The organism is Mycobacterium sp. NGS33 (assembly GCF_059812885.1).
This window is the reverse complement of record NZ_JCALDN010000001.1, coordinates 464,324-483,810: the sequence shown is the minus strand read 5'-3', so window position 1 is coordinate 483,810 and position 19,487 is coordinate 464,324. Positions and strand designations below refer to the sequence as shown.

The 19,487-nt window shown below is 71.4% G+C and carries 19 protein-coding genes and 1 pseudogene; 9 read left to right on the top strand and 11 right to left on the bottom strand.

Features of this window, described 5'->3' with window-relative positions; genetic code table 11:
• The first annotated feature begins 2 nt into the window (after positions 1-2).
• The 3 genes from AC5Y5B_RS02050 (at position 3) to AC5Y5B_RS02040 (ending at position 4,001) form a co-directional block, all read left to right on the top strand.
• A complete protein-coding gene (locus AC5Y5B_RS02050) occupies positions 3-1,652 on the top strand; it encodes a cytochrome c biogenesis protein ResB (protein WP_165821744.1) in 1,650 nt (549 codons plus the stop codon).
• Positions 1,649-2,632, top strand: coding sequence for a c-type cytochrome biogenesis protein CcsB (gene ccsB / locus AC5Y5B_RS02045; RefSeq protein ID WP_112631573.1), 984 nt, complete (start codon positions 1,649-1,651; stop codon positions 2,630-2,632). The genes AC5Y5B_RS02050 and ccsB overlap by 4 nt, the downstream gene beginning before the upstream one ends.
• Positions 2,633-2,693: 61 nt before the next feature.
• Complete coding sequence (locus AC5Y5B_RS02040; protein WP_112631571.1) at positions 2,694-4,001, top strand: MinD/ParA family ATP-binding protein; 1,308 nt, start codon at positions 2,694-2,696, stop codon at positions 3,999-4,001.
• On the opposite strand, the gene AC5Y5B_RS02035 is transcribed toward AC5Y5B_RS02040, so the two are convergent.
• Positions 3,998-4,159 (bottom strand): hypothetical protein, encoded by a 162-nt coding sequence (locus tag AC5Y5B_RS02035; protein WP_085977768.1) that lies wholly within the window; start codon positions 4,157-4,159, stop codon positions 3,998-4,000. The two genes, AC5Y5B_RS02040 and AC5Y5B_RS02035, sit on opposite strands and share 4 nt — an antisense overlap.
• Positions 4,160-4,205: 46 nt before the next feature.
• On the opposite strand from AC5Y5B_RS02035, the gene AC5Y5B_RS02030 reads away from it, so the two are divergent.
• Positions 4,206-4,589 carry a DUF4229 domain-containing protein gene (locus AC5Y5B_RS02030; RefSeq protein WP_430917771.1) on the top strand — a complete coding sequence of 128 codons (384 nt, stop codon included), beginning with the start codon at positions 4,206-4,208 and terminating at the stop codon, positions 4,587-4,589.
• On the opposite strand, the gene AC5Y5B_RS02025 is transcribed toward AC5Y5B_RS02030, so the two are convergent.
• Entirely contained in the window at positions 4,586-5,593 is a 1,008-nt protein-coding gene (locus AC5Y5B_RS02025) for a beta-ketoacyl-ACP synthase III (protein WP_112631569.1), read from the bottom strand. The genes AC5Y5B_RS02030 and AC5Y5B_RS02025 overlap by 4 nt on opposite strands.
• A gap of 97 nt (positions 5,594-5,690) precedes the next feature.
• Positions 5,691-6,563 carry a 1,4-dihydroxy-2-naphthoate polyprenyltransferase gene (locus AC5Y5B_RS02020; RefSeq protein ID WP_112631726.1) on the bottom strand — a complete coding sequence of 291 codons (873 nt, stop codon included), beginning with the start codon at positions 6,561-6,563 and terminating at the stop codon, positions 5,691-5,693.
• 83 nt (positions 6,564-6,646) lie between these two features.
• Here AC5Y5B_RS02020 and AC5Y5B_RS02015 point away from each other — a divergent pair, with 83 nt between their 5' ends.
• Positions 6,647-7,423 (top strand): S-methyl-5'-thioadenosine phosphorylase, encoded by a 777-nt coding sequence (locus AC5Y5B_RS02015; protein WP_500003103.1) that lies wholly within the window; start codon positions 6,647-6,649, stop codon positions 7,421-7,423.
• On the top strand, positions 7,420-8,448 hold the full coding sequence (locus AC5Y5B_RS02010; RefSeq protein ID WP_500003102.1) for an NAD-dependent epimerase/dehydratase family protein: 1,029 nt from the start codon (positions 7,420-7,422) through the stop codon (positions 8,446-8,448). Before AC5Y5B_RS02015 ends, AC5Y5B_RS02010 begins: the two co-directional genes overlap by 4 nt.
• A 3-nt stretch (positions 8,449-8,451) precedes the next feature.
• Here AC5Y5B_RS02010 and AC5Y5B_RS02005 read toward each other — a convergent pair whose 3' ends face one another.
• Positions 8,452-10,170 carry a DUF7937 domain-containing protein gene (locus AC5Y5B_RS02005; protein WP_500003098.1) on the bottom strand — a complete coding sequence of 573 codons (1,719 nt, stop codon included), beginning with the start codon at positions 10,168-10,170 and terminating at the stop codon, positions 8,452-8,454.
• 309 nt (positions 10,171-10,479) lie between these two features.
• On the opposite strand from AC5Y5B_RS02005, the gene AC5Y5B_RS02000 reads away from it, so the two are divergent.
• Genes AC5Y5B_RS02000 through AC5Y5B_RS01990 form a run of 3 tightly spaced genes read left to right on the top strand, consistent with a single transcriptional unit; the run spans position 10,480 to position 13,564 of the window.
• The gene (locus AC5Y5B_RS02000; RefSeq protein WP_500003094.1) at positions 10,480-12,240 is read left to right on the top strand and encodes a DUF7159 family protein; all 1,761 of its coding nucleotides are present in this window, start codon (positions 10,480-10,482) and stop codon (positions 12,238-12,240) included.
• A gap of 2 nt (positions 12,241-12,242) precedes the next feature.
• Positions 12,243-12,905, top strand: a complete 663-nt coding sequence (locus AC5Y5B_RS01995) for a glycosyltransferase family 2 protein (RefSeq protein WP_205869249.1) — start codon at positions 12,243-12,245, stop codon at positions 12,903-12,905.
• Complete coding sequence (locus AC5Y5B_RS01990; RefSeq protein WP_112635869.1) at positions 12,902-13,564, top strand: TIGR04282 family arsenosugar biosynthesis glycosyltransferase; 663 nt, start codon at positions 12,902-12,904, stop codon at positions 13,562-13,564. The genes AC5Y5B_RS01995 and AC5Y5B_RS01990 overlap by 4 nt, the downstream gene beginning before the upstream one ends.
• Before the next feature lie 4 nt (positions 13,565-13,568).
• On the opposite strand, the gene AC5Y5B_RS01985 is transcribed toward AC5Y5B_RS01990, so the two are convergent.
• The 7 genes and pseudogenes from AC5Y5B_RS01985 to AC5Y5B_RS01955 form a co-directional block, all read right to left on the bottom strand.
• Entirely contained in the window at positions 13,569-14,954 is a 1,386-nt protein-coding gene (locus AC5Y5B_RS01985) for a hypothetical protein (protein WP_500003089.1), read from the bottom strand.
• Positions 14,955-14,965: 11 nt separating this feature from the next.
• Positions 14,966-16,057 (bottom strand): o-succinylbenzoate--CoA ligase, encoded by a 1,092-nt coding sequence (gene menE, locus AC5Y5B_RS01980; RefSeq protein ID WP_500003812.1) that lies wholly within the window; start codon positions 16,055-16,057, stop codon positions 14,966-14,968.
• Between the two features lie 68 nt (positions 16,058-16,125).
• Positions 16,126-16,428, bottom strand: a complete 303-nt coding sequence (locus AC5Y5B_RS01975; protein WP_500003808.1) for a DUF3349 domain-containing protein — start codon at positions 16,426-16,428, stop codon at positions 16,126-16,128.
• 56 nt (positions 16,429-16,484) lie between these two features.
• The gene (locus AC5Y5B_RS01970; protein ID WP_112632255.1) at positions 16,485-16,784 is read right to left on the bottom strand and encodes a hypothetical protein; all 300 of its coding nucleotides are present in this window, start codon (positions 16,782-16,784) and stop codon (positions 16,485-16,487) included.
• 40 nt (positions 16,785-16,824) lie between these two features.
• Positions 16,825-18,025, bottom strand: a pseudogene (locus tag AC5Y5B_RS01965) (inorganic phosphate transporter); the annotation flags it as partial.
• A 97-nt stretch (positions 18,026-18,122) separates the two neighbouring features.
• Complete coding sequence (locus AC5Y5B_RS01960) at positions 18,123-18,530, bottom strand: VOC family protein (RefSeq protein WP_112632257.1); 408 nt, start codon at positions 18,528-18,530, stop codon at positions 18,123-18,125.
• Positions 18,531-18,582: 52 nt separating this feature from the next.
• Positions 18,583-19,479, bottom strand: a complete 897-nt coding sequence (locus tag AC5Y5B_RS01955) for an SDR family oxidoreductase (protein ID WP_112632258.1) — start codon at positions 19,477-19,479, stop codon at positions 18,583-18,585.
• Positions 19,480-19,487: the final 8 nt, after the last annotated feature.

Here is a 19,487-nt window from a genome sequence, read left to right as displayed (position 1 = left end):
CGATGGGCACCGCGCTGGTGCTGTTGTTCCTGCTCGCCCTCGGCGCCATCCCGGGCGCGCTGCTGCCGCAGCGCAGCCTCAACGCCGGCAAGGTCGATGACTACCTGAAGGCGCACCCGGTGATCGGCCCGTGGCTGGATCGGGTGCAGGCGTTCAACGTCTTCTCCAGCTTCTGGTTCACCGCCATCTACGTGCTGCTGTTCGTGTCCCTGGTCGGCTGCCTCACCCCGCGGATGATCGAGCACGTCCGCAGCCTGCGGGCCACCCCGGTGGCCGCCCCGCGCAACCTGGCCCGGCTGCCCAAGCACCACAGTCAGCAGATCCAGGCCGGCGCCGAGGAACTGAACAGCCTGGCCAACACGCTGGTCGCACGGCTGCGCGGCTGGCGCACCGCCATCCGGCACCGCGACGGCGACGAGGGGGGCGGCCCGGACGTCGTGGAGGTGTCCGCCGAGAAGGGCTACCTGCGCGAATTCGGCAACATCGTCTTCCACTTCTCGCTGCTGGGGCTGCTGGTCGCGGTGGCCGTCGGCAAGCTGTTCGGCTACGAGGGCAACGTCATCGTCATCGCCGACGGCGGACCCGGCTTCTGCTCGGCCTCACCGGCCGCGTTCGACTCGTTCCGGGCCGGCAACACCGTCGACGGCACGTCGCTGCACCCGCTGTGCATCCGGGTCGACGACTTCACGGCCCACTACCTGCCCTCGGGGCAGGCCACCTCGTTCGCCGCGCACATCGCCTACCAGTCCGGCGACGACCTGACCGCCAACCAGTGGCGGCGTTACCGGCTCGAGGTCAACCACCCGCTGCGGCTCGGCGGCGACCGGGTGTACCTGCAGGGGCACGGCTACGCGCCCACCTTCAGCGTCACCTTCCCGGACGGGCAGATCCGCACGTCGACCGTGCAGTGGCGGCCCGACAACCCGCAGACCCTGCTCTCGTCGGGCGTGATGCGCATCGACCCGCCCGCCGGCAGCTACGCAGGCGCCGCCGAACGCCGCAACCACGAAATCGCCATCCAGGGCCTGCTGGCGCCGACCGAGCAGCTCGACGGCACGCTGTTGTCGTCGCGCTTCCCGGCCCTGGACGCCCCGGCGGTGGCCGTCGACATCTACCGGGGCGACACCGGTCTGGACACCGGGCGGCCCCAGTCGCTGTTCACCCTGGACCCCCGCCTGATCGAGCAGCACCGGCTGACCAAGGAGAAGCGGGTCAATCTGCGTGCGGGACAGTCGGTGCGGATCGAGGCGGGGCCGGCCGCGGGCACGGTGGTCCGCTTCGACGGCGCCGTGCCGTTCGTCAACCTGCAGGTCTCGCACGACCCGGGCCAGACCTGGGTGCTCGTCTTCGCGATCACGATGATGGGCGGTCTGGTGGTGTCGCTGCTGGTGCGCCGCCGCAGGGTGTGGGTCCGTCTGACGCCCGACGCCGGCGGGTCGCCCGGTACGGTGAACGTCGAACTGGGTGGCCTGGCGCGCACCGACAACTCCGGCTGGGGCGACGAGTTCGAGCGACTGTCCGATCGGCTGTCCCCCGCAAGCGGGAGGTACCCCCGGACCGGGCTACAAGGCGCCGGCGCCGCGCCCACCGCGTCGGACGGCGACGCGACACCCGCTGCGTCCAAAAGGAGTTCTGAGGTGGACGTCAAATGAATACGGTGCACGTCAACATCGAGCTGGCCCGCTACTCCGACTGGGCGTTCACGTCCGCGGTGGTCGCGCTGGTGATCGCGCTGCTGTTGCTGGCCTTCGAGCTGGCCTACGCCGGCGGGCGCCGCGCCGATCAGCGCGCCCGGGTGCTGGCCGGCGCCGTCAGCGCCGATTCCGCCACCCCCGGCGTGGTGGAAGAGGCAACCCAGCGCCCGATCGACGAGCGCGTCGGTCGGTCCGGGCTGGCCGTGGTGTACCTGGGCATCGGACTGCTGCTGGGCTGCCTGGTGCTGCGCGGCCTGGCCACCCTGCGGGTGCCGTGGGGCAACATGTACGAATTCATCAACCTGACGTGCCTGTGCGGGTTGATCGCGGGGGCGGTCGTGCTGCGCCGCCCGCAATACCGGCCGCTGTGGGTTTTCCTGCTGCTGCCGGTGCTGATCCTGCTGACGGTGTCCGGTCGCTGGCTCTACACCAATGCCGCGCCGGTGATGCCCGCCCTGCAGTCCTACTGGCTGCCCATCCACGTGTCGGTGGTCAGCCTGGGGTCGGGGGTCTTCCTGGTCGCCGGCATCGCCAGCATCCTGTTCCTGCTGCGCACGTCGCCGCTGGCGGACCCCGACCGCGGGACGCACAGCGCGCTGAGCCGGCTGGTGCAACGGTTCCCCGACGCGCAGACGCTGGACCGCATCGCCTACCGGACGACGATTTTCGCCTTTCCGGTGTTCGGTTTCGGCGTCATTTTCGGGGCCATCTGGGCCGAGGAAGCGTGGGGCCGATATTGGGGCTGGGATCCCAAGGAGACGGTGTCTTTTGTCGCCTGGGTGATTTACGCCGCCTACCTGCACGCCAGGTCGACCGCGGGATGGCGGGACCGCAAGGCCGCCTGGATCAATGTGGCGGGGTTCGTGGCCATGGTCTTCAATCTGTTCTTCGTTAACCTGGTCACTGTCGGCCTGCATTCGTATGCGGGCGTCGGGTGACGGTGCACAACCGGCCCGAATAGGAACGAAACGGGAAAAACGCACGACAAGGGGGAGTGCAGTGACCGAGCATCCAACGACGGGCGTGGGGGCGCCCGAACAACCGACCACCCAGATTCCCCCGCAGACGCCGTCGGCGACGGACCAGCCGGAGGCCGCCCCACCGCAGGCCGACTCCGGCGGTGACGCCCCCACCCGTGCCTTCGCCGGATTCCGCACCGAACGCCGCGTCCCCGGTCCCGAACGTCAGCCCGCCGCGCCGCCCCCGGCGCCCAGGCCGGGCGGGATGCCGCCCTGGGACGCCACGCCGGTGACCGGCATCCCGCGCGTCGACCCGACGGCGTACGGCGCCTACTACACCGGCCCGGACGCGCCGCCGACCCAGATCAAGGGGGTGCCGCAGCGTCCCGAGCGCCTGCCGCACACCCCGTATCCGGAACTGTCCACCGGCATGTTGCTGCGGCCGGTCGCCCCACCGCCCTCCGACGGATGGCGGCTGCTGCTGTTCAAGCTGTCCGGCGGGCTGATCAACCTGGGCGAGAGCCCGCGGGCCACCCGGTACAACAACCTGGTCGCCCAGGTGAACCGGCCCCTGCGGGGTTCCTACCGGGTGGCGTTCCTGTCGCTCAAGGGCGGCGTCGGCAAGACCACGATCGCCGCGACGCTGGGCGCCACCTTCGCCTCGATCCGCGGTGACCGGGTGGTGGCCGTGGACGCCAACCCCGACCGCGGCACGCTGAGCCAGAAGATCCCGCTGGAGACGGCCGCGACGGTGCGCCAGCTGCTGCACGACGCCGGAACCATCGAGCGGTACAGCGATGTGCGCCGCTACACCTCCAAGGGGCCGAGCGGCCTGGAGGTGCTGGCGTCCGAGACGGACCCCGCCGTATCCGAGGCGTTCAGCGCGCAGGACTACGAGCGGATCCTCGACATCCTGGAACGGTTCTACGGCCTGGTGCTCACCGACTGCGGGCCCGGGTTGCTGCACTCGGTGATGAGCTCGGTGCTGCAGAAGGCGGACGCGCTCATCGTGGTCAGCTCGGCGTCCATCGACGGCGCCCGCAGCGCCTCGGCGACGCTGGACTGGCTGGACGCCCACGGCCACGAGAACCTGGTCCGCAACTCCATCGCGGTCATCAACGGGGTGAAGTCTCGCCCGGGCAAGGTCGACATGAACAAGGTGATCGACCACTTCTCCCGGCGCTGCCGGGCGGTTCAGCTGGTGCCGTTCGACCCGCACCTCGAAGAGGGCGCCGAGATCGAATTGGACCGGCTACGGCGCGGGACGCGCGAAGCGCTCACCGAGCTGGCCGCCGTCGTCGCCGACGGATTCCCCGGCGACCAGCACAACCCGGGAGTGCTGGGTTAGCGCGGGTTGTTGTCGCCGTGACCCAACCGCCGCAAGAAATCCGGATCGTCGTCGGGCCCGATGACGCGCGTCTTCGGCCGATGGGCCTGCGATCGCGCAGCACGCCAGCCAACGTAGATCAGCGTCCCCAAAATCACGACGAGCAGCAGGTAGAGCACGCAACACCTCCTGTGGGCGAATATACCCGCGCCGTAGGCTCAGCCTGTGTCACACGAAGCTAGCGACGACAGCACCGGGAACGCACCGAACGAGGGCGCGGCGCCACGCGCCGAAAACCGCGTCGCCGTGCCCGTGTTGGCGTACATGGCGGCGCGGGTGCTGCTGGCGGCCGCGCTCACCGGCGTGATCTACGGGGTGGCCCGCCTGGCGGGCATCAGCCAGTTCCCGATCGTGGTGGCCGTGCTGTTCGCGCTGATCATCGCGATGCCGCTGGGCATCTGGGTGTTCGCCCCGCTGCGCCGCCGGGCCACCGCCGCGCTCGCGATCGCCGGGGAACGACGCCGCCGGGAGCGCGAACTGCTCCAGGCCCGGCTGCACGGCGACGCGCCACCCGACGGGGGCGGCGACCAAGAATCAGGGCGCGGTTAGCCGCTCGGCAGCCGGACGACCTGGGCCGCGTAGCTCAGGCCCGCGCCGTAACCGAGCAGCAGGGCCAGGTCGCCGGCCTTGGCCGCGCCGGTCGCCAGCAATTCGGCCATCGCCAGCGGGATGGACGCGGCGGAGGTGTTCCCGGTGTGCTCGATGTCGTTGGCCACGACCGCTTCCGGGCGCAGATCGAGGCTCTTGGCCAGCACCTCGTTGATCCGGCTGTTGGCCTGGTGCGGCAGGAACACGTCGATCTCGTCGGGCCGCACACCCGCCGCGTCCATCGCCTGCCGGCCGACCTTGCCCATCTCGAACGCCGCCCACCGGAACACCGCGCTGCCTTCGAGGCGCAGGTACGGGCGCTCGCCGGTGCGGTTGTCCAGGAAGTCGATCCACTCGATGTCCTGTCGGATGGCGGAGGCGTGCGCGCCGTCGCTGCCCCACACGGTGGGTCCGATGCCCTGGTCGGGTGTCTCGCCCACCACCACCCCGGCCGCGCCGTCGGCGAAGATGAAGCAGTTGCTCCGGTCCGTCATGTCCACGGTGCAGGACAGCTTCTCCGAACCGAGCACCAACACCTTGGCGGCCGTCCCGCCGCGAATCATGTCGGCCGCCACGCCCAGCGCGTAGCCGAAGCCCGCGCAGCCCGCCGAGATGTCGAAGGCGGGCACGCCGGTGGCACCCAACGCCGTCGCGACCGCCGGCGCGCACGGCGGGGTCTGGGTGAAATGGGTGCTGGTGGCGACGAGGACGCAATCGATGTCGGATGGCTCGAGGGACGCCTTGGTGATCGCCTCCAGCCCGGCCTCGGTGGCCATGGAGGTGACGGATTCGTCGCGCCTGGCGAACCGGCGGGTCTTGATCCCGGTCCGCGTGAAGATCCACTCGTCGGACGAGTCGATGTTCTCGCAGAGCTCGTCGTTGGTGACCACCCGCTCGGGGCGGTATGACCCCACGCTGAGCAAGCCGATGTTCGTGGGCCCGCTGGTCGCGGCAATCTGGTTCATTGCGGTCCTCCGCTATCGCCGAGCAGACGCAAAGGTACCCCAGAAGCGCCGCGCTCGGGGGTCTTTGCCCGCACTGTGGGTAGCCCTTGCCTCGTCGTTAGGTAGCCACGGCCAACGCCGTTGCGACCGCGATCGCCCACACCACCATCGCCAGCCCGGTGTCGCGCAACACCGGGATCAGCTCCGGCCCGCCGCGACCGGCGCGCACCGGCGCCGCCGCCCGCAGGGCCAGCGGTGTGGCCACCAATCCAACGGCGCACCACGGCGTCGCCACCATGAGCACCAGGGTCAACACCCCGGCGGTCCCCAGCAGCGCCTGATACAGCATCCGCGTGCGGGCATCGCCCAGCCGCACCGCCAGCGTGATCTTGCCCGAGCGCGCGTCGGTCGGAATGTCCCGCAGGTTGTTGGCCACCAGCACCGAGGAGGACAACGCCCCGATCGACACCGCCAGCACCAGCCCCACCCAGTCCACCCGCAGCGCCTGGGTGTACTGGGTGCCCAGCACGGCGACGAGCCCGAAGAACAGGAACACCGCGATCTCGCCAAAACCGGCGTAGCCGTAGGGTTTCGACCCGCCGGTGTACAGCCACGCCCCGGCGATGCAGGCCGCGCCCACCGCGATCAGCCACGGCGCGCTGCACAGCGCCAGCGCGAGGCCGGCCAGCGCGCCGACGGTCAGGCTGGTGACCGCGGCGGCCAGCACCGCGCGCGGCGCCGCCAGCCGCGAGCCGACCAGGCGCACCGGCCCGGCCCGGTCGTCGTCGGTGCCACGGATGCCGTCGGAGTAGTCGTTGGCGTAGTTGACGCCGATGGTGAGCGCGAGCGCGACGGCCAGCGCCAGCAACGCCTTCCACCACACCGCGGACCCCAGCCACGCCGCCGCCCCGGTGCCCGCGACCACCGGCGCGACCGCGTTGGGCAACGTCCGCGGCCGCGCACCCGAAATCCACTGCCCGAAATTGGCCACACGAACATCCTGCCAGGGCGCGGGCCGCGGCCCGCGCGCCCGCACCGGCGATCGCCGGAGGCGTCATGCACCACAATGGTCGGATGCTCGGAGTCATCGGCGGCAGCGGCTTCTACACCTTCTTCGGATCCGACACCCACGACGTCACCGTCGACACTCCCTACGGGCCGCCCAGCGCCCCGGTCACCGTCGGCGCCGTCGGCGACCACGAGGTGGCCTTCCTGCCCCGCCACGGCGCCAAGCACGAATTCTCCGCGCACACCGTGCCGTATCGGGCCAACATGTGGGCGCTGCGCAAGCTCGGCGTGCGGCGGGTGCTCGCGCCGTGCGCGGTGGGCAGCCTCAACCCCGAACTCGGCCCGGGCGCCGTCGTGGTGCCCGACCAGCTCGTCGACCGCACCCGCGGCCGCGCCGACACCTATTTCGACTCCGGCGGCATCCATGTGGATTTCGCCGACCCGTACTGCCCGGCGCTGCGCGACGCGGTCACCGGCCTGCCCGACGTCGTCGACGGCGGCACCATGGTGGTGATCCAGGGACCGCGCTTTTCCACCCGCGCCGAAAGCCGGTGGTTCGCCTCGGCCGGTTTCTCGCTGGTGAACATGACCGGCTATCCCGAGGCGGTGCTCGCCCGTGAACTCGAAATATGCTACGCGGCAATCGCTTTGGTGACCGACCTGGATGCCGGGGTGAACGCGGGCGAGGGCGTGAAGACGGTCGACGTGTTCGCGCAATTCGAGAAGAACGTCGAAGTGTTCAAGACGCTGGTGCGCCAGGCGATCGCCCGGGTCGCCGCCGAGCGCAGCTGCACGCACTGCCTGCCGCACGCGGGCGTCACCTTGCCCATCGAGCTGCCGTGAGGGTGCTGCTGACCGGGGCGGCCGGGTTCATCGGGTCGCGGGTGGACGCCGCGCTGCGGGCGGCCGGACACGAGGTGGTCGCCCTGGACGCGTTGCTGCCCGCCGCGCACGGCCCGAATGCGGTGCTGCCGCGGGGATGTCACCGCGTCGACGTGCGCGACGCCGACGCGCTGGCACCCCTGCTGGCGGGCGTGGACGTGGTGTGCCATCAGGCGGCGATGGTGGGTGCGGGCGTGGACGCCGCCGACGCCCCCGCCTACGGCGGCCACAACGACCTGGCCACCACGGTCCTGCTGGCCCAGATGTTCGCCGCCGGGGTGCGCCGCCTGGTGCTGGCCTCGTCGATGGTGGTCTACGGGCAGGGGAGCTATCACTGCGAGCGGCACGGGCCCGTGGATCCGCTGCCGCGGCGGCGCGCCGACCTCGACGCCGGGGCCTTCGAGCACCGCTGCCCGCTCGGCGGGGAGGAACTGGACTGGCGCCTGGTCGGCGAGGACGCCTGCCTGCGGCCGCGAAGCCTCTACGCCGCCAGCAAGACCGCCCAAGAGCATTACGCCCTGGCCTGGGCGGAGGCCACGGGCGGCTCGGTGGTGGCGCTGCGCTACCACAACGTCTACGGCCCGGGCATGCCGCGCGACACCCCCTACTCCGGGGTGGCGGCCATCTTCCGCTCGGCGTTGGAAAAGGGCGATCCGCCAAGGGTTTTCGAAGACGGCGGCCAGATGCGCGACTTCGTCCACGTCGACGACGTGGCCGCCGCCAACGTCGCGGCCATGCAGCGACGCGACGGGTTCACTGCCGTCAATGTGTGCTCGGGACAACCCATTTCGATTTTGGAGGTGGCCCGCGCGCTGTGCGACGCGCGCGGCGGCTCGCTGTCCCCGGTGGTCACCGGGCAGTACCGCAGCGGCGACGTGCGCCACATCGTCGCCGACCCGTCCCGGGCCGCCGAGGTGCTGGGGTTCCGTGCGGCCGTCACGCCCGGGGACGGGCTGCGTGAATTCGCGTTCGCGCCCCTGCGGTGAGCGCTAGCCCTGCGGCGGACGGTAGATCTGCGGCTTCTGCGCGGCGATCTGCCGCGTTCCGGTGTCGTCGCCGCGGAAGATCCGGGGCCCGCCCGCCAGCGGCGGGATCTCGGTGGTCGGCGGTTCGTGGTCGGCGCCGGCGCCGCTGGGGATGCGGGTGGTCGCCGCGGCCGACGGCCCCGCCACGTGGGCGACGGGGACCCGGGTGGTCGGTGCCGCCGCGTTCGCCGCGGCGGCGCGCCGGCGGGCGGCGCGGCGGGCCAGCCGCCGACCGCGCAATTGCCCGGTGACGATGGCCGCCACCAGGATGCCCAGCGCCAGGCCGCACAACGTCACGTCGAACGTGCTGGTGATCTGCTGGGCCAGGTTGTTGCCGTAAACCGGGTGCAGCGCGGGCGAATTGGGCGAGTCCGCGAACCGCGGCGCCAGCTCGACGCCCACGATCACGCGGGCGACGCTGAGCGCGGCGACCAGCCCGCACAGCGACGTGACCATCCGCGCCGACATTGTGGCCAGCCTGCGGCGCAGCCAGAACGCCAGCACCGCCGTGATGAGATCGAACGCGGCCAGCACGATGCTGTCGTACCGGGAGAACGGGTAATTCAGAATCACGCCGACGACCAGGTCGGTGATCCGCATCGCCACCGACCCCACGCACCAGATGGCGATCAGCAGCAAGCCATTTCGGGCGGTCTCGCGCCACGCGGATTCCTCCGTCGTCGAAGCGTTGCGGTGCCCGAACAGCGCCCGCGGCGCGAACAGCGCCGCCCCGGCCGCCCACGCCAGGTAGCCCTCGAACCCGACTCCGGCGGTGGACGTGTTCTGCGCGATGCCGTGGAACGCGTCGAGGTCACGACCGGCGGGCAAGAACCACACCAGGATCCCGGCGGCCAGCGTCGAGGCGCCGAGCGCGGTGATGGTCAGCCGGCTCGCCCGGGCGCTGCGCAGCAGCCACCTGGAGGCGACCAGGACCGCGACCAATGCCACCACGCCATACACCACCGCGGTCACGATCACCGCGATGTTCTGCTTGCCGAATTCCTGCGCGCCGCCGGTGCTTTGCAGGGCGTACCGCACCCGCCAGTACAGGTTGAAACCGAAGCTGAGCACCGCCGCGATCATCGACAGCGCGCCGATGACCCGCGCCGATCTGTGCCAGCCGGTGGACTCGTCGCCCGCCGGAACCGGTCCGGCCAGTGCGCCGGCCGGCACCGCCTGGGCGCTCAACAGCGCGCCGGCGACCCCGGCCCACGCGCCCGGACCGACGCCGCCCGGCACGTTGACCGTGCCGCCCAAACGGACGGTCTCGTACGCGTCGAACACCACGAAGCCGAGCACCAGCAGCAGGTAGGGGACGTTGAGCGCCAGGCGAAGCCGGGCGGCCCGCGCGGGGTTGAACCGCGCGCCGCTCGAGCGCCAGGAACCCGCCAGGGCGACGGCGGCGACGGCCAGCACCGTCACCGCGATCAACACCGCGGCCCAGGTCGCGCTGCTGTTCGGGATTCCCAGGCCGAAGTAGAGGTTCCACGGCAGGAACAGCGCGAGCACCAGCAGGACCACCGCGGCCAGGTCGCCGGCGACGTGCCGGTAGCGCCCGCTCGCCGCGGGAGCCGGCACGCCGCCACCCGTGGCATGTGGGCGGATGATGCGGGTCGCCGGCGCCTGCTCGTCCTGACCGCGGATGGGGCCGGTAGGCGTGTCGTCGCTGCTCTGGCTCACCATGCCCCCAGGGATTCAAGGACCGACATTCGTGGCGCAGTTTCGGGTGTTCGGCCGGGGATCACCCCGCCGAGCCAAGTGCACTGCTCGCTTGCGAACATATTCTCCGTTCGGATGCCGTGGCAGTGGCTGGGAGCGACCGCTGGGGCGGAGACGATTCCGCGGCGACCGTCCTGTCGTTCGAAAAGCTGGTTACGCTGCGCTAGTAGGCAAAGCCTGTCGCCTGGGTGACTGACACTGCCAACGGTATCGCAAGTGTAGTGATGCCGGGACATGCTGGTTGCGGGGTAGCCAGGGTGAAGGAGAAGCGGGATGGACGTCGTTTTGGGGGTCGCGGTCACCGGCCCCGTCGCCCGCTTGGCGCTCGTCGGGCCGGGCGCGCAGGGGGAGGTGATCGACCAATCCGTCGTCGACCTCGCCGGCAATCCGATAGGGACGCTGACCGAGACCGTGGTCGGCACGAACCGGCTGCTGGCCGACGAGAACCACCGGCTGGTCGGCACCCGGGTGTGCTGGACCGACCACCCCGCCGCCGACCGGTTGCGGCGGGCCCTGGAGGATTCCGGCGTCCACAACGTGGCGGTGCTCTCGGAGTCGCAGGCGGTGGCCGCCCTGATGCGCGCGGCCGGGCGACCGGGCGCGGCGCTGGTGATGGATGAGGCGACGGCCACGCTGTCGATGGTGGGTTCGGGCGACGGCGATCCGGACGCGCCGCCGACCGTGCTGGCCACCCAGCCGCTGGCCGACGCCCCCGGCGGCGATGCGACCGCCGCGTTCCACACCATGATGGCCAGCCTCGGCGCCCACCCGGACGCCCCGCAGGACGTGTATCTGCTGGGCGCCTCGCCGGATCTGAACCGGGTCGCCGACGAGCTTCGCGACGGCTCGACCATGCGTGTGCAGGTCGCCGAGGACCCCACCTTCGCGCTCGCGCGCGGCGCGGCCATCGCCGCCGCGCCGGCGCTCGCGGCGGGAGCGGACGCGACGGGGGACGCGACGGCCCTGGCGCCGGCGGCCGGGCTGACCGGCGACGAGACCGCGATGGCCCCGGCGTTCGGGGATGCCACCGCGATGGCGCCCGCGGCCGGGGCCGCCGGGGACGAGACGACCATCGTGCCGGCGGCCGAGTTCGCCGATCCGGACGCCGAAGACCAACAGCTGGCCTACTCGATGGCCGATGACGGCGAGCAATATCCCGGCGAATTCGACGAGTACGACCCCGAACTCGACGATTACGAGTACGGCGACGTCGACGAGGCCGAGTCCAAGCTGTCGCGGCGGTCGTTGGTGATCGGCAACGCCGTCGTCGCCTTCGCGGTGATCGGGTTGGCATCGCTGGCCACCGCGATCGCGGTCGCCGTCGAGCCCACCGCCAGCCGGCAGCCGGTGGTGGGGGTGCAGAACGGCACCCCGGGCAAGTTCATGCCGATCCTGCCGAGCCAGCAGCAGGCGCGGCTGCCGCCGCCCCCGGCCGATGCGCCCAACGCCGGATTCCAGGGCGGCACCGTCCCGGCCCCGAACAACCCGGTTCCGCAGCAGGTCGCGCCGCCGTCAGGGGGCGGGGTCCCGGCCGGTCCGGTGCCCGAGGCCCCGGTCAACCCCGGCGTCGTGCCCAACCCCGAACCCGGTTGGGCGCCGCGCCCCAATCCCATTGTGCCGGTGCCCATTCCGATTCCCATCCCGATCCCTGGGTGGGGGCCGAACTACCCGCCCTACAACCCGCCGTACAGCCCTCCCTACACGCCGCCGACGACCACCTTCTCGCCGCCGACGACCACGTTCTCGCCGCCGACCACCACATACGAGCCGCCGACGACGACGTATTCGCCGCCGACGACGACGTATTCGCCGCCGACCACCACGCACGAGCCGCCGACGACGACGTATTCGCCGCCGACGACGACGTATTCGCCGCCGACCACCACGCACGAGCCGCCGACGACGACGTATTCGCCGCCGAGCACCAAGGCGACCACGCAGGCGCCGGCACCGACGCACACCCAGCAGACCGTGCCGCCGACGCATTCGCAGCCGCTGTTTCCGCAGGAGCCGCGCCCCCACCGCGGGTTCTGAGCGTGCCCGACGCCGACGGCCAGGTGACGGTGGTGCTGCCCTGCCTCAACGAGGAGGAGTCGCTGCCGGCCGTCCTGGCCACCCTTCCCGCCGGCTACCGCGCGTTGGTGGTCGACAACAACAGCACCGACGACACCGCCGGGGTCGCGAGCCGGCACGGCGCCCGAGTCGTCGCCGAACCGCGGGCCGGATACGGCTCGGCCGTGCACGCGGGCGTGCTGGCCGCGGCCACCCCGATCGTGGCGGTCATCGACGCCGACGGCTCGATGGACGGCGGCGAGCTGCCCCGGTTGGTCGCCGAGCTCGAGCGGGGCGCGGACCTGGTGACCGGGCGGCGCCGCCCCGTGCCCGGGCTGCACTGGCCCTGGGTGGCGCGGGTGGGCACCGTGGTCATGAGTTGGCGACTGCGCACCCGTCACGGCCTGCCGGTGCACGACATCGCGCCGATGCGGGTGGCCCGCCGCGATGCCCTGCTGCAGCTCGGCGTCGCGGACCGGCGATCGGGTTACCCGCTGGAGTTGTTGGTGCGCGCGGCGGCCGCCGGCTGGCGCGTCGTCGAACTCGACATCAGCTACGGCCCGCGCACGGGCGGCAAGTCGAAGGTCAGCGGCTCGCTGCGGGGCAGCATCACCGCGATCCTCGACTTCTGGAAGGTGATTTCGTGAGCGCCTTGCCGGTGACCCTGCTGGTGGTCGCCAAGGCGCCCGAACCGGGCCGGGCCAAGACGCGACTCGCGGCGGCCGTGGGCGATCGGGTCGCCGCCGAAATCGCCGCCGCCGCACTGCTCGACACGCTCGACGCCGTGGCCGCCGCGCCGGTTGCGGCCCGGGTGGTGGCGCTGACCGGGGACGTGGCCGGCGCCGCGAACGCCGCCGAGATCCGCGAGGTGCTGGCGCGCTTCACCGTGATCCCCCAGCGCGGCGAGGATTTCGCGGCCCGGCTCGCCAACGCCCACGCCGACGCGGCCGCCGGGCTGCCGGTGCTGCAGATCGGGATGGACACCCCCCAGGTCACCGCCGATCTGTTGGCGGGCTGCGCGCGCCGGCTGCTCGAAGCGCCGGCGGTGCTCGGGCCGGCCCGCGACGGCGGCTGGTGGGTGCTGGGCGTGCGGCAGCCGGCGATGGCCGACTGCCTGCGCACCGTGCCGATGTCGGTGCCCGACACCGGCGAACTCACGTTGAAGGCATTGCGCAACAACGGCATTGACGTGGTGACGGTGCAGACGCTGGCCGACGTGGACTTCGTCGACGACGTCGCGGTGGTGCGCGGGGACTGCGCGCCCGGCAGTCGGTTCGCGCGCGTCACCCGCGCGGCCGGCCTCTAGCGAGCTACCAGTGCGTCAGGATTATCGTGTTGAGCGCCAGCGCGCCGATCGCGTTGAGCGCCAACCAGATCCGGTGTGACCGCACCGGCAGCAGGGCGCCCGCCGCGGTGAGCCAGACGGTGAACGGCAGCCAGATGCGCTCCACCTCGGCCTTGCTGAGCATGCTCAGGTCGGCCAGGACAACGGCGGCCAGCACACCCAACAGCAGCAGAGGAAAACCGGAGCGGCGGCCGATGGCGGCCCGGTCGAACACCCGGCCGATCCCCGCGACGCCCCCCAGCCCGATCGCGCAGACCACGCACGCCAGGTTGGCCCAGCTCCAATATTGGAACGGCCGGTCCTTGGCGATGCCCTGCCAATAGCGTTGCTGCACCAGCGTATAGCCGTCGAACCAGAAGAACCCGGCGACCGCGAAGGCCACCGCCACCGCGATCGCGGCCAGCGCCGCCGGGCCCAGGGCCCGCAGGATCGCGCGCCAGTCCGCAAAGCGGCCGCCCGGCCGCCGCGCGGACGCGAGCACCGCCAGAGCCGGCAGCCCCATCAGCATCAGGCCGTAGTTGCAGAACACGCCCCAGCCCAGGAGCAGGCCCGCGCCCGCGGCCGTCAGCGCGGGGAAGCGGACCGGGCGGTGCACCGCCACGGCCAGCAGCGCGATGCCCCACGCCGCCACCCCGGCGAAATATCCGTCGGCCGAGACCGCCACCCAAATGGCCGTCGGCGCCAGGGCGACGAACGGGGCGACGCGCCGCGCGGTGGGCTCGTCGGCCAGCGCGCGCACGGCGATCACCACCGCGGCCGCCGCGCTCGAGCCGGCCAGCAGGCACAGCAGCCCGGCCCAGGCGCCGCCGTGCAGGCCGAGGCGGTCCAGCCAGACGAACGTCAGCAGCGCCCCGGGCGGATGCCCCGACACGTGGGTGGTCCACGAGCTCGGCTGGTAGTCCACGATCCGGCTGGAAAACGTGCGCAGCGCGGCGGGAATGTCGGTGATGCCCGGCACCTGCGACAGGTATTCGTCCCGGGTGGTCAGCCGGCCGGCGAAGCCGCGCTGCCAGCCGTCGATCATCGCCAGCGCGAACGCCCAGCCGCACGCGGTGGCCCAGCTGCCCAGCGTCAGCGCCCGCCACGAAAGGCGTTGCGCCAGAACGGGTCCCCACGCGACGACGGCGATCGCGATGGCGATGGCCGGCGCGGTTCCCCAGCCGGCGTGGATCAGCCATTCGCCGAAGATCGGCGCGGAGCCGGCATGGGTGGCGAATTTCTCCCGGCCGACGTCCAGGCGTGGCCGCACCCCGAGGTTCAGCCGCGGCAGCACGAAGGCCGCCGCCACCAACGCCACCCCGACCGTGACCGCTACCGCCTCGCGCGCTGCCTCCCGTCGAGCGATCCTCACGGACGAACAGCCTATTGATCGCTCGGGGCGGCGAACCGGCGCACCAACGCCGCGCGGTCGACCTTGCCGATGCCCCGAAGCGGCAGCGCGGCAAGGACATGCAGCTCGCGCGGGGCCGCGGTGGCGTCCAGGGTGCGGGTCACCTGCGCGCGCAGGTCGTCCAGGCCCGGCGCGGCGGATCCGTCGCGGACCACGATCGCGGCGACCACCCGCTGCCCCAGCCGGTCGTCGGGCACCCCGAACACCGCGCAGTCGCGCACGGCCGGATGGGCGCACAGGGCCGCCTCGACCGGTTGCGGCAGCACGGTCAACCCGCCCGTGCTGATCGCGTCGTCCGCGCGGCCCAGCACGGTCAGCACGCCGGCATCGCTGACGGCGCCGAGGTCCTCGGTGCGAAACCAGCCCGGCTCGGCGAAGGGGTCCGGGTCCACCGGGTTGCGGTAGCCCTTGGCCAGCGTCGCACCCCCGATGACGATGCGGCCGTCGACCGTACGCAGCCGCACCCCGTCCAGCGGGACACCGTCGTACACGCACCCGCCGGCGGTTTCGCTCATCCCGTAGGTGCGGACCACGGTGATGCCCGCCGCGGCCGCGTCGTCGAGGACGGGTCGCGGCGCGGGGCCGCCGCCGAGCAGCACCGCGTCCAGTTCGGCGAGCGCGGCCGCGGCCGCTCGATCACCCAGCGCCTTGGCCAATTGCGCGGCGACCAGCGACGTGTACCGCCGACCCGGGCCCAATTCCCTTATCGCACCGGGCAATTGGGCGACGTCGAAACCCGAGGTGACGTCCATCTCGACCGGCGCGGTTCCGGCGAGCACGCCGCGCACCAAGACCTGCATCCCGGCGATGTGGTGCGGCGGCAGGGCGAGCAGCCAGCCGCCCGGCCCGCCGAGGCGGTCGTGGGTGGCCGCCGCGCTGGCCGTCAGGGCGGCGGCGGTCAGCAAGGCGCCCTTGGGAATTCCGGTGGTGCCCGACGTCGCCACGACCAGGGCCACGTCGTCGTCGATGGATTCCCCGACGCGCAGGCCGGCCCGCAGCGCGGCCGACTCGCGATCGTCGCCCGCGGGCAGGGCGACCAGTGCGGGATCGCGCCCGTCGAGCACCCGTTCCAGGGCAGGCAACAGCGTCGAAACCGCCGCGCCCGGCGGGACGTGCAGCGCGCGCAGTCCGGCTATGCCGGGTCCCCGGCCTCGTCGGCTTCGTCGAACGGCCAGCCCTGGGCCGACAGCCGGACCCGCACGCGCTCAACGTCCTCCGGCGACGGCAACTCATCGGTGACCTGGGTGATCAACACGCCGATGTCGACATCGTCGAACTCACCGCGCCGAACCAGCTCGCAGGCCACCGCCTTGGCTTCGTCGTTGGACAACCGGCGGGCCAGCAGCGCGAGCACCGGGAAGGTGTCGGTCGCCGGGACGCCTTCGGGGTATCCCGCGCGCAGCCAGGAGACGATGGAATTGAGAAATCCGTTCACGCTGACACAGCTCCCCCCGGTGTCCGGTTCGGTAACTCGGTGGGCATTAACCGATGCTACTTGGGTTTCGCCCCGAGGAACGCGGTGCCGGTTTGGTGGGCGATGAAGTCGCGGGAGATGTAGGCCAGCGCGAAGGCGATCACCACGAATACCATGGCGAAGATCGCCCACGCGACCGCCAGCAGCATCGGGTTCTTCTGCGGCGAGCCGCCGTCGGTCCCGACCTCTCCGGCGCCGATCGCCTGGAACCGTAGCCCCAGGGCGAACAACCCCGGCAACGCGGCGCCGGCCAACATGGCGAAGAGCAGGATCTTGAGGGAGGCCTGGTAGTTGAACCAGTCGCTGAAGTGACTCATCACGCATTCGCCTTAATGGTGGGATCGTCGGAGCCGAATCGGGGGGTGGTGCCGCCGCCGGACGCGGTTCCGGCGCCCGAGTGCGGGTGCTGATCGTCGGACTCTTCGAGCCCGCTGGTCAGGTCGCCCTTCCATTCGGCGTTGACGTTGTGGTGGTCGACCTTGACCTTGCGCGACCGGATGTAGATGGTCGCCGAGACCGCGATCAGCAGCGAGAACCCGATGATCGCGCCGGGGTATCCGCCGATGATGTGGACGATCCAGTAGGTGACCGCGCCGACCAGCCCGGCCAACGGGAGGGTGACCAGCCAGGCAACGCCCATGCGGCCGGCCACTCCCCAGCGGACCTCGCCGCCGGGCTTGCCCAGCCCGCTGCCTAGGACGGAACCGGTGCAGACCTGCGTCGTCGACAGCGCGTAACCGAAGTGGGTGGACAGCAGAATGACCGCGGCCGAGGACGACTCGGCGGCCATGCCCTGCGGCGATTGGATTTCCACCAGCCCCTTGCCCAGGGTGCGGATGATCCGCCAGCCGCCCAGGTAGGTGCCCGCAGCCATCGCCAGGGCGCAACAGACGATCACCCACAGCGGCGGCGACGCGGCGGTCTTGCTGACCGCGCCGTAGGACATCAGCCCGAGGAAGATGATGCCCATCGTCTTCTGCGCGTCGCCGGTGCCGTGCGCCAGCGAGACCAGCGAGGCCGAGCCCCACTGGCCGTACCGGAATCCGGCCTCGGTGCGCTTCGTGTCGAGGCCGCGCGTGACGCGGTAGACCAACCAGGTCGCTATCGCTCCGACAGCGATGGCCAGGACGGCGGCAACGACGGCCGGGATGAGCACCTTGGATACGAGGCCCTTCCAGATCACGCCGTGTGCGCCGACGGCCGCGATGGTGGCGCCGACGATGCCGCCGATCAGGGCGTGTGAGGAGCTGGAGGGAATGCCGAGCAACCAGGTCAGCAGGTTCCAGACGATGCCGCCGACTAGGCCGGCGAAGACCAGTTCTAGCGTGACGATGTGCCCGTCGATGAGGCCCTTGGCGATGGTTGCGGCGACGGCGGTGGACATGAACGCGCCCACCAAGTTGAGGACCGCCGAGAGCGCGACCGCCACTTTGGGTTTGAGCGCACCAGAGGCGATGGAGGTCGCCATCGCGTTGCCCGTGTCGTGGAAGCCGTTGGTGAAATCGAAAGCGAGTGCCGTGATTACGACGATGATCAAGAGGAACAATTGGATGTTCACAGCGCCTGATTCTGGTGGTAGGAGGTTTCCATTGTCGAATGCTGGGGCACTCGAAACGCGGGTGTACCTTGACTCGTCGCCAGATGTTACCTCTCAGTTAACCGGAATTTCCCGGTCGTTCATTTCGGGTGTCGCGCCGTAGCGGGTGGTCGGAGGGTATTTCGAGGAATATCAGCGTGATCCCGTCCGGGTCGGTGACGTGCATCTCGTGCAGGCCCCACGGTTCCTGGCGCGCCTCGCGCGCGATCGTCACCCCTCGGCCGCGCAGCTCGGCCTGGGTGGCTTGGATGTCGCGGACCTGCAGCCACAGCGCGCCGGGGAAGGGGCCGCGCGAGTGGTCCGGGGAGCCGTAACCGGCCAGCTCGAGCAGCGACTGCCCGGCGAAAAAGACTGTGCCTCCGCCGTATTCACGAGCTATTGCCAGGCCGATCTGGTCGCGATAGAAGGTCAGCGACTTCTGATAGTCCGCCGGCCGGAGCAGCATCCGACTGGCCAGGATCTCCATAGCGTCGTGTCTATCACAATGCCGGGGTCGAACGGCCCGATGAGCGGCCGGATCAGCCGTCGCTGTTGCGGTTCGGCTGGATGCTCTGGCGCTGCATGACGGCGTTGACCCAGCGGGGGCCGAAGGTGTCCAGCGCCTTGGCGGCTATCGCCATCCGCGGGGCGATGCGCACCGGGCGGGTACGGGCGGCGGTGATCATCCACTCGCCGGCCTCCTCCGACGTCAGCGCCGGCATGCCCTCGTAGGCCTTCGTCGGCGCGATCATCGGGGTGGCCACCAGCGGGTAGTACAGCGTCGTCGAATGCACTCCCTTGTCGCCCCACTCGGTTTCCACCACGCGGCTCACCGTGGACAGCGCGGCCTTCGAGGCGTTGTAGACGGCGAACAGCGGTGAGGCCTCCGACAGCACGCCCCACGTCGAGACGTTGATGATGTGGCCGTCGCGGCGCTCGATCATTCCGGGAGCCAGCCCCCGGATCAGCCGCAGCGGCGCGTAGTAGTTGAGCACCATCGTCCGCTCGACGTCATGCCAGCGTTCCAGCGACTCGGCCAGCGGCCGGCGGATGGACCGGCCGGCGTTGTTGATGAGGATGTCGATTCCGCCGAGTCGCTGTTCGACGTCGGCGACAAGCGCGTCGACGGCGTCCATATCCGAGACGTCGCACGGGATCGAGATGGCGTCACCGCCCGCCGAGATGATGCGGTCCGCGAGCGCGTCGAGCAGTTCCTGGCGGCGGGCGACGACGACCACCGTGGCGCCCGCCCGGGCGAACTGTTCGGCCGCGGCCTCGCCGATGCCCGACGACGCCCCGGTCAGCAGGATCCGCTTGCCGCCCAGCTCGATCGGCTTGATCAGCGGACGGTTGACCAGCACTTGCGGCGCCATCGGAGGGCGCATGGTCGCCAGCACGAACTGGTCGGCGATCCGGCGAAGGGGACTCTTGCTCACGTGACGCG